This window comes from Micrococcus sp. KRD026 (assembly GCF_017168445.1).
Lineage (GTDB): Bacteria > Actinomycetota > Actinomycetes > Actinomycetales > Micrococcaceae > Micrococcus > Micrococcus luteus.
Genome location: NZ_JABFBA010000013.1, coordinates 37,413 through 53,375, shown reverse-complemented (window position 1 = coordinate 53,375; position 15,963 = coordinate 37,413). Strand labels below are relative to the sequence as shown.

Genomic DNA, 15,963 nt, shown 5'->3' with positions numbered 1-15,963 from the left:
CGGCCGCCCTCCGCGTGCCGTCCCGGCCGCCCACCGCGGTCCCGCCCGCGAGAGCACCGACCTGGACTGGGAGGGCACGCCCGTGCGGCTCGTGCGCTCCACGGCCCGCACCCGCACCGTCTCGGCGGCGTGGCGCGACGGCCGCCTGCAGGTCAACGTCCCGGCCCGTCTCTCGGCCGCGCAGGAGCGCGAGTGGATCGGCCGGATGGTCGCGAAGGTGGGCGCACGCGGTGGGACGGGGCAGCCCGCGGCCGACCCGGACGGCCGCCCCGCCGACGCCCGCTCCGACGACGCGCTCCTGGCCTGGGCGGGACGGCTCTCGGCGGCACACCTGGGCGGGCGGGCCCGTCCGGTCTCGGTCACGTGGTCGGCCCGGCAGCGCCGCCGCTGGGGCTCGTGCACGCCGGGGCGCGGCACCATCCGGCTCTCGACGCAGCTGCGCGGCATGCCGGACTGGGTGGTGGCGGCGGTGCTCGTCCACGAGCTGGCCCACCTGCTGGAGTCCGGACACGGCCCGGCCTTCCGACGCCTCGTGGACCGGTACCCGCGCTACGCCGAGGCGATGGCCTTCCTCGACGGGGTCACCTTCGCCGAGGGCCGCGGTCGCACGGCGCCGGACCGGTGGGCGGAGGACGAGGACGCGGGTTGACACGACGGCGGGCGGCCCGCACCCGAGGTGCCGGGCCGCCCGCGGCCGTCGTGCCGAAAGGGGCTCAGCCCTCGCGCGGCGCGTCGCCGAAGCCGCCCTCGAGGAGCTTGCGCAGCTCGTCGTCGAGGGACTCGGTGCTGGCGTCCGCGGCGGAGCGGCGCCCGGTGTACCCGGCGGGGTCCTCGAGGTCCTCCGCCGTGGGCTGACGCTCGGGATGGCGCCAGATCTCCTCGCGATACTCCGTGCCGTGCTCGGCCGTGACGTGCTCCCAGAACGCGGCGGCCTCGCGCAGGCGGCGCGGGCGCAGCTCGAGGCCCACGAGGGCGGCGAAGGCCTGTTCGGCCGGGCCACCCGAGGCGCGGCGGCGGTTCATGGTCTCGCGCAGGGCGGCCGCCGACTCGAGCGGGCGCGCGGCCTCGGCGACCACCACGTCCACCCAGCCCTCCACGAGGGCGACGAGCAGCTCCAGCTGGTCCAGCGCGGCCTGCTGGGTGGCGTCCGGGGCGGCGATGAAGGACGCCCCGTCGAACACGGCCTGCAGGGAACCGGGGTCCATCGGGTCCACCGACTGCGCGGCCCGCTCGATGCCCTCGGTGTCCAGGCGGATGCCCGCGGCGTACTGCTCGACGGCGGCGTACAGGTCCCGCTCGAGCCACGGCGAGTGCAGGAACAGGCGCATGCGTGCGGCCTCACGCAGGGCCAGGTAGATGCGGATCTGGTCGTCCGGCACCGAGAGCCCGTCGCCGAACTCCTCGATGTTCACGGGGACGAGGGCGAGACGGTGGCCGGCGACGGGCAGGCCGATGTCCGTGCCCGAGAGCACCTCCTTGCCCAGGGCGCCCACGGCGCCCCCGAGCTGCAGGCCGAACATCGTGCCGCCCATGTTCTTCAGCATGGGCTGCAGCCCGCCGAGCAGGGAGGCGTCCATGCCCTCGGGGAGCTGACCCGGCAGCTGCTGCTCGATGGCCGCGGACATCGCACGGGACATCGAGATGGCCACGGGCTCGGTGAGCCGGCGCCACTGGTCCATGGTCGCCTCCACCCACTCGGCACGGGACCAGGCCACGCCGACGCTGCCGACGGGCTCGGTCTGCGTGACGCCGTCGAGCCACAGCTCGGCCAGCCGCAGCGCCTCGTCCACCTCGCGTCGCGCGAACGAGCCGACGGCCGGGTCCTCGCCGGCCACGGCCTGGCGGGCGGCCTGCTTCGCCAGAGACCAGTTCACGGGGCCGTCCGAGCCGGAGCCGGAGCTCATCATCGCCTGGAACTGGGCCATGGCCTGCTGCATCATGGCCGGATTCAGCTGGGACGGGTCGAAGGGCACCCCGCCGGGGCCGCCCAGGCCCTCCATGGCGCGTCGGACTTCGTCCGGGTCGGGGCCCTGGCCGCCGAAGAGCTGCCGCAGCATCTCCTCCAGGGGGTCGCGGCCGTCGTCGGATCCGGGCGTGCGCGCGTCGTTGCTCATGTCTCCAGCGTATCCGCGTCGGCGCGACGCGCCCGCCCTCCCGACGTCGCGGCGGCGCGGTTCGCCCATGGCGCACGGCGTCGCGCGGGGCAGGCGGGGGTCGCGGCCCCGCGTAGACTGGTGTGACCGTCGCCGCGCGGCCCGTGCCCGGCGGCGAGGACGGCCCGATCAGGACCCCCAGGAAAGACGGTGTCGCGTGCGCGCAGTGCCCTCGAGGACCACCCGCGCCGCCCGCGTGCCCTTCTCCGGATGGCTCGCCCTGGGCAGCGCCGGGCTGGCACTGCTGGCCCCCACCCCCTACATCCTCGAGGGCCCCGGCCCCGCCGTGGACCTGCTGGGCGAACGCGAGGGTCGACCCGTGCTGCGCGTCGAGGGCGGCGAGGCGGACCCGGGTGAGGGGACCCTGCACATGACCACCGTGATGGTCGGGGGTCCTCCCATCGGCACCACCTCCCTGCTCGATCTCGGCCGCGGCCTGACGGACCCCGCCGTGGACGTGGCCCCGCGCGAGCTGATGTATCCCACCGGCGTCACCTCCGACGAGGTCGGCGAGGCCAATTCGGCGGCCATGTCGGACTCCCAGCAGACCGCGACCGCCGCGGCCCTGCACGAGCTCGGACGCGAGGTGCCCCAGCGGCTCGTCGTGCAGCAGCTCGTGCCCGGCGGGCCCGCCGAGGGCGTCCTGCGGGCCGGGGACGAGGTGATCGCCGCCGAGGGACGGCCCGTGGCCGACCTGGAGGCCGTGCGCGCCGCCGTCGGGGCCGCGGGGCCCGACCCGGTCACGCTGACGGTCCGCCGGGACGGCGTGGAGCAGGACCTCGAGGTGCCCGTGGCGGCCGCCCCCGAGGGCGCACCCCAGCCGTGGCAGATGGGGGCCCTGATCGAGTCCGCCTACGACGTCCCGGTGGACGTCGAGCTGACCGTGCCGGACATCGGCGGGCCCTCGGCGGGTCTGATGTTCGCGCTCACCGTGATCGAGCGGCTGACCCCGGGCGCGATGACGGGGGGCGCCCCGATCGCGGGAACGGGCACGATCTCGGGGGACGGCGTCGTGGGTCCCATCGGCGGGATCCCGCAGAAGGTGCGCGGCGCCGCCGAGGCGGGGGCCACGACGTTCCTCGCCCCCACGGCGAACTGCGAGGAGCTGGCCGGCCGTGTGCCCGAGGGTCTGACGGTGTACCCCGTGGACACGCTGGGCCAGGCCCGCGACATCGTCGAGGCGGTGGCCCGGGGGGAGAGCCCGGCCGCCGCCCGGACGTGCGGCTGAGCCGACGCACACCAGGACCACCAGACCACCAGACCGGACGACATGTCCGGGGCGCAGCGCCCCGGACCGGAGCAGAGCCCCGCGGACGCGGGAGGGAAGAGGACAGAGCAGTGAGCTTCGGACAGGGAGGCGGCGGACCGTTCGGCGGCCCGCCCCGTGACGGCGGCGGGACCGCCGGGGGCCAGTCCGGCCCGTTCGGGGCGTTCGGCCCCTTCGGCGGCGCCCCGCGCGGCCCGGGCGACGACGGCGACCGCGGTCCTGGTGGCCCGTTCGGCGGGGGCGGGTCCTCCGCCGCGCGCGGCAGGGGCCGGCCGGGCCGGCCGAGCGCGCTCGTGCTGACCATCATCGCGGTGGCCGTGCTCGTGGGGCTGTTCGTGGTGTTCACGAACGTCTACACGGACGTGCTGTGGTTCTCGCAGCTGGGCTTCACCGAGGTCTTCTGGACCGAGGTCGTCGCCAAGGCCGCGCTGTTCCTGATCGCCGGGCTCGGGATGGCCCTCGCCGTGTGGCTGGCGATCCGCACGGCCTGGCGCCACCGCCCCGCGGACGCGTCCGCGGCCGCGCGGGACTCGCTCAGCCAGGCCCAGCGCCAGCTGGAGCCCATCCGGCGCCTGGTGTTCCTGGGTGTCCCGCTCGTGCTCGGCGTGTTCGCCGGCTCCACCGCGATGAACGGCTGGAACACGGTCCTGCTGTTCCTGAACCAGGTGCCCTACGGCCAGGCGGACCCGGAGTTCGGCCTGGACCTCATGTTCTTCATGGCCACCCTGCCGTTCCTGACGCTCGTGGTCGGGTACCTGATCTCGGTGGTCCTGGTCTCCGGCATCACCGGTCTTCTGGTGCACTACCTGTACGGCGCGGTGCGCGTGGAGGAGGGCGGCGGCGTGCGGATCACCCCGGCGGCGCGCGCCCACATCGGCATCACCCTGGCCGTGTTCCTGCTGCTGCAGGGCGTCAACTTCTGGCTCAACCGCTACCGCACCACGCAGTCGCAGACCGGCAACTGGGCCGGCGCGCTCTACACGGACGTGAACGCGGTCATCCCGACGTCGGCGATCCTGGCGGTCACGGCCGTGATCGTGGCCGGCCTGTTCGTGTGGACGGTGGTCTCGGGCCGGTGGCGGTTGTCGCTGATCGGCACCGCGGTCCTGGTCATCACGGCGCTCGTGGTGGGCACGGCGTACCCCTTCATCGTGCAGGAGTACCAGGTGAAGCCGTCCGAGCGCACGCTCGAATCCCAGTACATCGAGCGGAACATCGCCATGACGCGCGAGGCGTACGGCCTGGACGACGTCGAGGTGACGAACTATGAGGGCGCCACGGACACCGAGGCCGGGGCCCTGGCGGGCGAGGAGGCCAACACGGCCAACGTCCGTCTCATGGACCCGAACCTGATCTCCCAGACCTTCGGGCAGCTCCAGCAGTTCCGTCCGTACTACGCGTTCCCCACCACCCTGCACGTGGACCGCTACGAGGTGGACGGCCAGACGCGGGACACCATCCTGGCGGCCCGTGACGTCAACGTGGACGACTCCCAGTCGTGGGTGAACCGCCACACCATCTACACGCACGGCTACGGCATGGTCGTGGCCGACGCCTCCGAGGTCGCGGCCGGCGGCCGGCCCCAGTGGCTGCTCTCCGAGATCCCCACGCGCGGGCCGCTGGCCTCCGACCAGGACTACGAGCCGCGCATCTACTTCGGGCACAACTCGCCCTCGTACTCGGTGGTGGGTGCGCCCGAGGGCGCGCCGGCCGTCGAACGCGACCGGCCGCAGACGGCCGACTCCCAGGAGGACACGGCGTACACCTTCTCCGGCGACGGCGGCCCCTCGGTGGGCAACCTCTTCAACCGGCTCGCGTACGCGGTGAAGTTCGGCTCGCCCGAGCTCGTGCTGTCCTCGGACGTGAACGAGGCCTCGCAGATCCTCTACGATCGCGACCCGGCCGAGCGCGTCCGCAAGGTCGCGCCCTACCTGACGGTGGACACCGCCCCCTACCCGGCGATCGTCGACGGCCGCGTGCAGTGGATCGTGGACGCCTACACGACCTCGGACCAGTTCCCGTACTCCACCGCCCAGCAGCTGGGCGAGGTCACGGTGGACTCCCTGAGCCAGGGCCAGAACCCGGCGCTGCAGGGCCGGGTGAACTACATCCGCAACTCGGTGAAGGCGACGGTGGACGCGTACGACGGCTCGGTGTCCCTCTACGCGTGGGACGACCAGGATCCGCTGCTGCGGGCCTGGCAGAACGTGTACCCGTCCTCGCTGCGCCCGTACTCGGAGATGAGCGCCGGACTCATGGACCACGTCCGCTACCCGGAGGACATGTTCAAGGTCCAGCGCGAGCTGCTCGGCCGCTACCACGTGACCGATGCGGACGACTTCTACGAGAACAACGACGCGTGGTCCGTGCCCTCGGACCCCACGCGCGAGGAGGACGTCAAGCAGCCGCCGTACTACATGACGCTGCAGATGCCCGGCCAGGACGAGCCGGCGTTCTCCCTCACCAGCAGCTACATCCCGCAGATCACGGACGGTGCCCAGCAGCGCAACGTGCTCTACGGCTTCCTCTCCGCCACCGGCGACGCCGGCTCGGGGGAGGACGGCGTGAAGGCCGAGGGCTACGGGCAGCTCCGACTGCTCGAGCTGCCGCGGTCCACCACGGTGCCCGGCCCGGGCCAGGCGCAGGCCAACTTCGACTCGAACGCGGACGTCTCGCGGGAGCTGAACCTGCTGCGCCAGGGCGCGTCCGAGGTGCTCAACGGCAACATGATCACCCTGCCGGTGGCCGGCGGCATCCTCTACGTCCAGCCGGTGTACGTCCGCTCCTCGGGCGGCACCACCTACCCGACGCTGCGCAAGGTGCTCGTCTCCTTCGGCGACAAGGTCGGCTTCGCGGACACCCTCCAGGAGGCCCTGGACCAGGTGTTCGACGGGGACTCGGGCGCGGTCACCCCGGAGGAGAACCAGGCGGAGGCGCCCGCCCCGGGCGAGGAACCGTCGGCTCCGGGCACGGTCGAGGAGGAGCTCTCGGCGGCCCTCGAGGAGGCGCAGGACGCCCTGACCCAGGGCCAGGAGCGTCTGGCCGAGGGCGACTGGGCCGGCTACGGCGAGCAGCAGAAGCGTCTCAACGAGGCCCTGAAGCGTGCCACCGCCGCCGACGACGCCCTGGGCGGCGACGCGCCTGCCCAGGACCAGGCCCCGGCCGAGGCGAGCCCCCCGCCGTCGTCGAGCCCCAGCCCGACGCCGAGCGGCTGAGCCGGCGCCGGCGGGCCGGGCCCGCCGGACCGTCGACGGCGGCCCCGGCCACGCACCGCGCGTGGTCGGGGCCGCTGTCGTCTCGGGGCAGGTGGCCGCCGCATGGCCGCCGGATGGCGGGGTGCTGACGCCGATTTGAACTCGACGGAACAGGTGTGTATAGTTCTAGAAGTCGCCGCGGGGTGGAGCAGTTCGGTAGCTCGCCGGGCTCATAACCCGGAGGTCGCAGGTTCAAATCCTGCCCCCGCAACGAGAAGGAGAAGGCCCCCAGCATCTGCTGGGGGCCTTCTCGCATGTCCGGGACCGGTCGCCCCGGCCCGCCGGCACGGTGCCGGCGGGCGAGCCGACCGCCCTCGGGCGATCAACGCGGGGGAGCGGGAGTGTCAGCGGCTCGAGGCCCGGACCGCCTGCTGGGCCGGCGTGCGGCGGCCCGGATCGGTGCGGCGCAGCCAGACGGCAGCGATGATCGCGATGATCGCGATGGCGCCCCAGATGCCGACCACGGCCCAGGACAGGCCCGCGAGGAGCAGCAGCGGCACGAAGGACACCGCCGCGATCTCCACGGGCACCACCGGGATGTAGGCCACCCCGAACTGCTCCATGGTCCCGGACTTCAGCTTCGGGTCCACGATGCGCAGCATGGCCACGCCCGTGGCGACGGCGCCGGTGGCCCAGCCCCACGTGAACAGCTGCTTCTCGAACCACGCGTCGGTCATGACGCGCGGCGCCACGACGATCCCCAGGAACAGGGCCAGCGCGAGGCCGATCACGAACAGGAGCAGCAGCGGCTGCCAGTAGTCCACGACCACGGTCGGGGCGATCGCGGCGATGCCGCAGACGATGAGGATGTCCGTGGCGGTGCCGGACACCGAGTTCAGCGAGCCCGGGTCGAGGAACTTCGCCGTCTTCGTGGCCTGGAACAGGACGCGGGCGATCAGGCCGAGGAGGAACGCGATCGCGAACGCGGGGATGATCAGCTGGGGTCCGTCCTCACCCACGATGCTCGGCCACACGGACGTGATCCAGGAGACCACGCCGTGCGCGGCCGCCGCGATCATCGCGACGACGCCGACCTGGAAGGCCAGTGACTCCACCGAGGCCGCCGAGAAGGTGTGCCGGCCGATGACCGGGCGTTCCTCCACCTGGTTCAGCACCCCGGTGCGCAGCTCCTCCGGGATGGAGGTCAGGCCCGCGAACTCCTGCGCGTGGCCGCGCTGCGCGCCGATCTTGGCCTGGATGATGCCGCCCACCACGCCGACGATCATGCCGACCGTGGCCGAGGTGTAGGCCAGCGAGGTGACGGTCGCATCGCCGTTGGCCGCGTATGCCTGGCCCACGGCGGCCGCGGAGCCGAAGCCGCCCGCCCAGCCGGCGAACAGCAGGGCGGCGAACGAGTCGGGCGCGTCGAACAGCGGCTGCAGGAGGACCAGCGTGACGAGGGCGCCGATGGCCACCTGGGAGGCGTAGATCAGCACGCCGTAGGACGCGAACGCACCCACGGGGCGGCCGATCTTGCGGACGTCGAAGTCGTCGGTGAGCGCGATGCACACGAACACGATGACGATCAGGATCGAGCCGTATGTGCCCAGCTGGGAGCTGAACGGCAGCCAGCCCAGGCCGTTCGGGCCGAGGACCAGGCCCAGGATGCCGGCGATGACGGAGGCCGGGATCATCAGGGTCTGGAGGGGCGTGATGACGGCACGGGCCAGCGTGCCCACGGCCAGGAGCGCGCCGATGAGGCCGGCGTCGACCAGCACGGACCAGGCCGTGAACTGCTCTTGCATGGGGTTCTTCCTCTGTGCGGGGACGGGGGCGTCCCGCGGAGCGTGCCGAGGGACCCCGGGACAGTACCAAAGGAGTGCGGGGGCCGGGGCGCGTCCGGGAGGGGCACCGGCCGGGGCGCACGAGGACGGCCCGCCGCGCCGGCGTGGGCCGGGCGACGGGCCGTGGGGCGGGGCGGGGTCAGCCGCGCGCGGTGCCGGTCTCCTCGGCGGCGTAGTCGAGGGTCAGGGTCTCGTCGGCGTCGACGTCGCCCGAGGTGAGGGCGGCCTGGCCGGCGCCGCCGGCCTTGAGGGCGGCGAGGCGGGCCTCCACCTCGGTCTTCTCGCCGAGATCCTCGAGGGACTCGAACTGGGCGTCGAGGGAGGAGGCGGCGATCTCCTGCTGGCCGCGCACGCGGGCTTCCTCGCGACGGACCTTCTCCTCGAAGCGGGAGACCTCGGAGGTCGGGTCCAGCAGGTCGATCGACTTCACGGCGTCGGCCACCGCGGACTGGGCGTGGGCGGACTTGGCGCGGGCGGTCAGCTCGTCGCGCTTGGCGACCAGCTGCTGACGCTTGACCTTCATCTGGTCCAGACCGGTCTTCAGGCGCTCCACGATCTCGCGCTGCGAGGCGATGGTCGGCTCCGCGGACTTCGCCTGACGCTCGAAGTCCATCTGGCGCTCGATGGCCACCTTGGCGAGGTTGTCGAACTTGTCCGCCGAGGCGGTGTCGCCCTTGGCGCGGAAGTCGTCGGCCTTCTGGGAGGCGGCCAGCGCCTTCTGGCCCCAGCTGCGGGACGCGTCCTGGTCCTCGCGGTAGTCGTCCTCGATCATCCGCAGGTTGCCGATGGTCTGGGCGACGGCGGCCTCGGCCTCCGCGATGTTGTTCGTGTAGTCGCGGACCATCTGGTCCAGCATCTTCTGGGGGTCCTCGGCCTTGTCCAGCATCGCGTTGATGTTGGCCTTCGCCAGCGTGCTGATGCGGCCGAAGATGGACTGCTTGACCATGGTGTCTGCCTTTCGTCGGTCTTTCACGTCAGCGCAGACCGTCGGCCTGCGTCCACCCCGTCCCGCGCGTGCGGGCCGGGCCGGCGCCCGGGGCGCCGGAGTTCATGGGGGGGGGGGCGGTCAGAAGCCGCCGCCGGAGATGTCGCCGAAGTCGCCGCCGCCGAGGCCGCCGCCGTCGAACCCGCCGAAGCCGCCGCCGCCCCAGCTGTCGCCGTGGCCGCTGTTCAGGATCGAGTTCATCAGGATGCCGCCGAGCAGTGCCCCGCCGAGGCCGCCGCCGAAGCTGCCGCCCACTCCGGCGCGCGGGCGTGCGCCGTACATGCCGCCCATGCCGGGGCCGTAGCCGAAGCCCTCGACGTCCGCGCGGGCCAGCTCGCTCGCGCGCTCGGCCAGCTGGGAGGCGCGCTGCGCCTGCTGGAGGGCGGCCACGGGGTCGGTGCGGCCGAGGCTGATCGCCGAACGCAGCGTGTGGTCGGCCTCCGCGAGCCGGGTCCGGGCCTCCGAGCCCACCGCACCGCGCCGGGCGCCGATGAAGTCGGCCGTGCCGTCGATCTGCGCCTGTGCCTGGGCGATCGTGGAGGTGAGCACCTGGGAGGCCTGGCGGGCCTGCTCGCGAGCGTCGCGGACGCCGGCCAGCGGGGTGTTGAGCTGGCGGTGCGCGGCCTCGAGCTGGTGGAGCAGCTGCAGGGGGTCCGGGCGGCCGGCCGCGAGGGCCTGGCGCACCGCGTTCAGGGCGGTCTTCATCCTCGCCACCGGGCCGGCCAGCTCGGGGTGCGATCCGTTGGCCACGAGCGCTTCGGCCTCGGCCACGTCCTGCTCGGACTGGGCGAGGCCCGTCTGCAGGTTGCTCAGCATGGCCCGCAGGGACCCCTCGGCCTTGCCGACCGCCTCGGTGAGCGTGTCCACCTGGCTGAGCGCCTCCTCGGCGGCACGCACGGCCAGCGCCGCCGTGGAGCGGTCCTGGGCTTCCCACGCGCTCCGCGACTTCGCGAGGGCGGTCTCCACGAACTCGAGCCTCTCCCGGGCCTGCGCCGCGTTGTCCGCGACCTCGGCGAGGGCGGACTCCGCGTACTGGCCGTGCAGCGCGGTGATCGCCGACTCGGAGTCCTGCACCCGGGACCGGGCCTCGGGCAGGCGGGCGTCGACGCGCTCCAGGGCCTCGGGCACCTGGTTCTCGAGGTCGCGCAGGGAGTCGAACTCCTTCTTGTGCGCCGCCAGGGACGCACCCACGGCCTCGCTGCGCTGGATGATCTCCTTGAGCCAGGCGCGCTGCTCGGCCTCGGTGTCCGGGATCTCGTCGTCGAGCTGGTGCTGGAGCTGGAACGAGGCCCGCATGTGCTCCTTGGCCTGGTCGATGTCCTCGCGGAACGTCGCCACGGACTTCTCCCCATAGGACGCCTCGGCGAAGCCCAGCTCCTGCTCCGAGGAGCGGATGGCGTCGTCCGCGGCCACGAGCTTCGAGCCGGCCTGGGTGCGCAGCTGCTCCACGCTGAGCTCATCGAGGGGGTCGCGGCGGGCCTCCTCGGTGCGGCCCCGTTCGACCTCGCCGCCCTGCGTGCGCCTCCGGCTGCGGGCCACGAGCACGCCGCCGCCCACGGCCGCGGCCACCGCACCCGCGCCGAGGACCGCCGTCAGGGCCCCACCGCCGTCGGAGGCGCCCTGGGCCGTGCTCCCGCCGCCCGTGGTGCCGGCTGGCAGGGCGCCGGCCGGATCGTACTCGGCCCCGCTGGCCCCCGTGCCGTCGAGCGTGCCGTCGGCGGCGTCGTCGAGCCCCTGCACCGCGGCGGTGCCCACCGCCAGCCAGTCCGCCGAGCCGGGGTCCGTGCCGATCTTGGACAGCTCCGGGCCCACGTAGGTGCGCGTCACCTGGTTCTGCAGGTTCGCGTCCCCGCCGCTGTCCAGCCCATAGGCGCGCTCCTCGACCGCGATCACCAGGACTGAGTCGTTCGTCCCGAGCCCGCGCTGGCGCGCCACGTCCTGGGCCAGCGTCTGGGCGTCCGTGCTGAACTCATCCACGTAGACGACGTACAGCCCCTGCCCGGTGTCCCGGCGCAGGTCCTGGATCTCCTGGGTCAGCCGCTGCTCATCGGAGGTCGAGAGCACCCCGGCCTCGTCCACCACGTACACGCCCGGCGGCACCGTCACGGCGTGCGCGGCGGGTGCCGCCACCAGGAGGCCCAGGCCTCCCAGACCCGCGGCGGTCACGGCGCGCGCCAGACGGCCGACATCGGCGGGGCGGGTGGGCACGGTCATGTGGGGTCTCCTTCGACGGCGGAGGCGAGCCGCCGCACCGGGCGGACCCGCCGGATCCTGGGGTTGAGTGTAGGGCGGCGTGGGAATCGGGCACCAGGGATCCGGCGCGGCCGGGACCGTGGGAGGAGCGGACGTTCGGCCTCTAGGCGGCGTTCAGTCATGCACGCTAGCGTGGACGTGCCCCGGGGCGCGCGTCCGCAAGACGACGGGCGTCTGTGTCGACCGCCCGGGGCCCGACCCGAAGCGAGGACCCCGTGGACCAGACCGCCGCCCCCACCCAGCCCCCCGTGCCGACGGCCCGCACCGTCGCGCGTCCCCGGCCCCAGTCCCGCGCCCGTGCCGGGGCGGGCCTGCTCGCCGCAGCCGTGCTCATGGTGGGGCTCTCCGGTTGCGCGGTCGCGGAGGACGGCGGCGAGGCCGCGTCCGAGGCCGCGAGCTCCTCCTCCTCGCAGGCGACGGACACCTCGGCCGAGGCCGGGGGACAGCCCGTGGCGGACACCGCCGTCGGGAACGCCGCGAGGACCGCGCTGCCCTCCGTGGTGACCATCTCCGCGACGTCGAGCTCCGCCTCCGGTTCCGGTTCCGGGTCGATCCTGGACACGGAGGGGCACATCCTCACGAACACCCACGTGGTCACCCTCGGCGGCCAGGCCAACGACGCCGAGCTGACGGTGCGCACCTCGGACGGGGAGGTCTACGCTGCCACCGTCGTGGGCACCGACCCGCTGTCCGACCTGGCCGTCATCAAGATCGACGCCCCGGACCTCACCCCCATCCAGATCGGCCGGTCCGGGGATTTGAAGGTCGGGGACGAGGCCGTCGCCATCGGCGCCCCCCTGGGCCTGCCGAACACCGTGACCGACGGGATCATCTCCACCCTGGACCGGACCATCGCGGTGGCGTCCTCCGAGGCGCCCGAGCCGCAGGGCGAGAGCTCCGGCTCGTCCTCCGGCGCCGAGCAGTACCGTTTCCAGCTGCCGGGCACCCCGCAGGGCACCCGGGGCGAGGTGTACATCAACGTGCTGCAGACCGACGCGGCCATCAACCCCGGCAACTCCGGAGGCGCGCTCGTCGACGCCGAGGGTCGCCTGGTGGGCGTGAACGTCGCGATCGCCTCGGCCGGCCAGGACCCGAGCGAGGCGGGCAACATCGGGGTCGGCTTCGCCATCCCCGTGGACTACGCCCAGCGGGTCGCACAGGACCTGATCGACCACGGCAAGGCCACGCATGCCATGCTCGGCGTGAGCGTCACCCCGGAGCCCGCCGAGGTGCAGGGCGGCAGCGAGAACGCCCGGACCGTGTTCAGCGACGGCGCCCGCGTCCAGCAGGTCGTGGGAGAGTCGGCGGCCGACGCGGCCGGGCTGAAGGAGGGCGACGTGATCACCGCCGTCGGCGACCGCGCGGTGATCGACTCCGAGTCCCTCACCGCCGTCGTCCGCGAGCACCGCGTGGGAGACTCGGTGGACGTCACCTACCTCCGCGACGGCGCGGAGCAGACGACCGAGGTGACGTTCACGGAGGACACCCGCTCGTGACCACCACGCTCACCACCCCCGCCGCGCTCGCGGCCCACCACGGCTGGCGCCGGGTCCTGGCCGTCGGCGCCCACCCGGACGACCTCGACTTCGGGGCCGCCGCCACCCTGGCCGGCTTCCGCGCGGCCGGGCTGCACATCGAGCTGTGCATCGTGACGGACGGGGACGCCGGCGGCTTCGACTCGGAGGGCCCGGAGGCGATGACCGCCCGCCGGCACGCCGAACAGCGCGCGGCCGCCGCCGTCGTCGGTGCCGCCGAGGTCCACTTCCTCGGCGAGCGCGACGGACACCTCGAGCCGGACCACGGCGTGCGCCGCAAGCTCGTGGCGCTGATGCGCCGCGTCCGCCCGGACGTGGTGCTCAGCACCCACCCGGAGCGGGACTGGGAGCGGATGCAGGCCGCCCACCCGGACCACCTCGCCTGCGGCGAGGCCGTGGTGCGCGCCGCGTACCCGGCGGCCGAGAACCCGTACGCGTACCCGGAGCTCGCGGCGGAGGGGCTCGAGGCGTTCAAGGTCCGGAACCTGCTGCTGTACGCCGCCCCCGCCGCGCGCCGGAACACGGTCGTGGACGTCACGGGCCTGGCGGAGCAGAAGCTGCGCGCCCTCGACGCCCACCTCTCCCAGCACCCGGACGTCGACGCGATGCGGCGGCACGTGCTCGCCCAGATGGCCGAACATCACCGGCGCGCCGCCGGCCCGGCCGCCGGTCCGGGCCACGCCGAGGCGTTCCACCTGGTCACGGTCAACGGCCCGGGCACCATCGCCGGGTTCTGAACCCTCCCCCTGCGGGACCTCTCAGTTGGTGCTCGGTCGCCCGCCGTAGCGCGGGCCGGTCTGCGCGGTGGGGTCGAGGTCCACGCCGACGACGGGCTCCGACGTCGGCACCTCCGAGCCCGAGCTGGGCTCCACGGAGATGCCCATCGCCGCGAAGCGGTCCAGCCCCCGGAAGGTGACGGGCTCACCGAAGCCGTTGGCGTCGAACGTGCCGAGCGAGGCCGGGGCCGTGCCGTCCGAGGGGTAGAGCCACAGCTGGTAGGACTGACCCTCCGGCAGCTGGGGCATCCCGCTGATCGTCAGGTAGCCACTGTTCTGCTCCCGGGACAGGAACGCCTGGACCGTGCCGCCGTCCTGGGCCGGGTACTCCGAGGTCGTGAACAGGTCCTTCGACTGGTCGATGCGGTGCACGATGCCCGGTCGCGTGAACTGACTCCACACCGTCCACCCGCCGACGCCGAGCACGAGGGCTGCGAGCAGCAGGAGGGCGGTCACCTTGAGCCAGCGCAGGCGGTCCCGCGGCGGGCCGGCGGGGGCGGACTCGTCGCCGATCAGGTCCATGCCCACGTCCTGGGCGGGCAGGCGACGCAGGACCTCGTCGAGCAGGGCCGACGGCGGCTCGGCCGTCACGGACCGGAACGCCCAGGCCACCGCCTGGCGCGCACCGTCCACCCGGGAGCGCCACCGGGCCAGCTCGCCGCCCCGCCGCTGCACGGCGGAGAAGGCCGCGGTGTGCCCGGCCGTGTCGAGGGCGTGCACAGCCGAGAGGTCGGCCAGCTCGAGTGCGCGGCCGGCGTCCACGTCCTCGCGCACGTCCGCGCCGAGTGCCGGGCCGGTCGCCGGGGCCGGCGCGGACGGCCGGGCGGCGTCCTGCGTGAGGTCGCGGCGGGCCGCCACGACCTGCCGCACGCCGTCACGCAGGAGGGTGCGGGCCTGGTCGGCCGGCAGACCCAGCCGATCGGCGACCTCCCGGTCGGTGCAGCCGCCCAGCCACGCCAGTCGCACGGCCTCGTAGGCGTCCGGGGCCACGCGGTCGACGAGGTCCTCGGGCAACGGCGCGGGCCCGGCCGGGCCGGGACGACGCCCACGTTCCGCCGCGGAGCCGCCGGCGCGGCGCAGCGAGGTCATCACGCGGTGGGCGAGGACCTCGAGCCACGTGAACACCTGGCGCTCGCGGTGGGTCGCGTCGTCACGCTCGCTCAGGTCGAGCCCGGCCTCGGAGGCCTCCTCCCATGCCGTCAGGTAGGTGCGGACCGTGGCCGCGGCGGCGTCGTCGCCGGGGCCGAACATCGCTTCGGCCAGGCCGTGCACCCACGGGACCGTGGCGTCGTAGAACGCGGAGAACGCGGCCCGGTCACCCTCGGCGCTGCGGCGCAGGAGGGTGTCCAGGGCGGGCTGGCCGGCGTCATCGGGGCGGTCGGCGTGGGGCTCGGACGCGTCAGGAGTCTGCATGGTGGCCTCAGTCTAGGGAATCGGGGCGGGCAGCGGACCCGGCGAAGTCGTGCTGGCGCCAGGCCTCGTACACGGCGATGGAGACGGCGTTCGCCAGGTTCAGGGACCGACGGGCCGGCTGCATGGGCAGGCAGACGGTCTCGGTGACCCGCGGATCGGCCAGCACCTCCTCGGGCAGGCCGGTGGACTCGCGGCCGAAGAGCAGCACGTCGCCGGGCCGGTACGCGACCCGGTCGTGCCGCACGGACCCGCGCGCGGTGAAGGCCAGCACGCGGGCGGGGGCGAGGGCCGCGAGCGCAGCGTCGAGGTCCGGGTGCACCGTCACCACCGCGAGGTCGTGGTAGTCCAGGCCGGCGCGGCGCAGGTGGGCGTCCTCGAACCCGAAGCCCAGCGGCTCCACGAGGTGCAGCTCGGCCCCCGTGAGGGCGGCGAGCCGGATCGCGTTGCCGGTGTTGCCGGGGATCTCCGGGGTGAGCAGCAGGATCCGGAAGCCGGGGGTGCCGGGCGCCGGGGCGCGGTCGGCGCCCTCGTGGGGGTTCGGGC

11 protein-coding genes and 1 tRNA gene are annotated in these 15,963 nt (G+C 74.1%); 6 read left to right on the top strand and 6 right to left on the bottom strand.

The features are described 5' to 3' along the window. Positions 1–649, top strand: a 649-nt coding sequence (locus J1M40_RS05115) for a M48 family metallopeptidase (RefSeq protein ID WP_241252090.1), incomplete at its 5' end; no start/stop codon positions are given. A 64-nt stretch (positions 650–713) separates the two neighbouring features. Here the strand turns inward: J1M40_RS05115 and J1M40_RS05110 are convergent. Further along, on the bottom strand, positions 714–2,114 hold the full coding sequence (locus tag J1M40_RS05110; RefSeq protein WP_041105129.1) for a zinc-dependent metalloprotease: 1,401 nt from the start codon (positions 2,112–2,114) through the stop codon (positions 714–716). Between the two features lie 196 nt (positions 2,115–2,310). Here J1M40_RS05110 and J1M40_RS05105 point away from each other — a divergent pair, with 196 nt between their 5' ends. From J1M40_RS05105 to J1M40_RS05095, 3 genes are all read left to right on the top strand, one after another. Beyond that, positions 2,311–3,381 carry a PDZ domain-containing protein gene (locus J1M40_RS05105; protein WP_250202796.1) on the top strand — a complete coding sequence of 357 codons (1,071 nt, stop codon included), beginning with the start codon at positions 2,311–2,313 and terminating at the stop codon, positions 3,379–3,381. Positions 3,382–3,491: 110 nt separating this feature from the next. Further along, positions 3,492–6,635 carry a UPF0182 family protein gene (locus J1M40_RS05100; protein ID WP_206450529.1) on the top strand — a complete coding sequence of 1,048 codons (3,144 nt, stop codon included), beginning with the start codon at positions 3,492–3,494 and terminating at the stop codon, positions 6,633–6,635. A gap of 176 nt (positions 6,636–6,811) precedes the next feature. Further along, positions 6,812–6,885 (top strand) — tRNA-Met (locus J1M40_RS05095). 133 nt (positions 6,886–7,018) lie between these two features. Here the strand turns inward: J1M40_RS05095 and J1M40_RS05090 are convergent. The 3 genes from J1M40_RS05090 to J1M40_RS12875 all read right to left on the bottom strand — a co-directional run bounded on the left by J1M40_RS05090 (position 7,019) and on the right by J1M40_RS12875 (position 11,657). Then, the gene (locus J1M40_RS05090) at positions 7,019–8,419 is read right to left on the bottom strand and encodes a sodium/glutamate symporter (protein WP_129867258.1); all 1,401 of its coding nucleotides are present in this window, start codon (positions 8,417–8,419) and stop codon (positions 7,019–7,021) included. Positions 8,420–8,597: 178 nt separating this feature from the next. Continuing rightward, positions 8,598–9,404 (bottom strand): PspA/IM30 family protein, encoded by an 807-nt coding sequence (locus J1M40_RS05085; protein WP_144819731.1) that lies wholly within the window; start codon positions 9,402–9,404, stop codon positions 8,598–8,600. A 120-nt stretch (positions 9,405–9,524) separates the two neighbouring features. Continuing rightward, complete coding sequence (locus J1M40_RS12875) at positions 9,525–11,657, bottom strand: TPM domain-containing protein (protein ID WP_206450528.1); 2,133 nt, start codon at positions 11,655–11,657, stop codon at positions 9,525–9,527. 254 nt (positions 11,658–11,911) lie between these two features. On the opposite strand from J1M40_RS12875, the gene J1M40_RS05075 reads away from it, so the two are divergent. Further along, a complete protein-coding gene (locus tag J1M40_RS05075) occupies positions 11,912–13,192 on the top strand; it encodes a S1C family serine protease (protein ID WP_060774600.1) in 1,281 nt (426 codons plus the stop codon). Then, complete coding sequence (locus J1M40_RS05070) at positions 13,189–13,968, top strand: PIG-L deacetylase family protein (protein ID WP_206450527.1); 780 nt, start codon at positions 13,189–13,191, stop codon at positions 13,966–13,968. The genes J1M40_RS05075 and J1M40_RS05070 overlap by 4 nt, the downstream gene beginning before the upstream one ends. A 21-nt stretch (positions 13,969–13,989) precedes the next feature. On the opposite strand, the gene J1M40_RS05065 is transcribed toward J1M40_RS05070, so the two are convergent. After that, positions 13,990–15,420 (bottom strand): anti-sigma factor, encoded by a 1,431-nt coding sequence (locus J1M40_RS05065; protein WP_044659765.1) that lies wholly within the window; start codon positions 15,418–15,420, stop codon positions 13,990–13,992. A gap of 7 nt (positions 15,421–15,427) precedes the next feature. Beyond that, positions 15,428–15,904: a tRNA (cytidine(34)-2'-O)-methyltransferase gene (locus tag J1M40_RS05060; protein WP_206450554.1), complete on the bottom strand. Its 477-nt coding sequence runs from the start codon at positions 15,902–15,904 to the stop codon at positions 15,428–15,430. Positions 15,905–15,963: the final 59 nt, after the last annotated feature.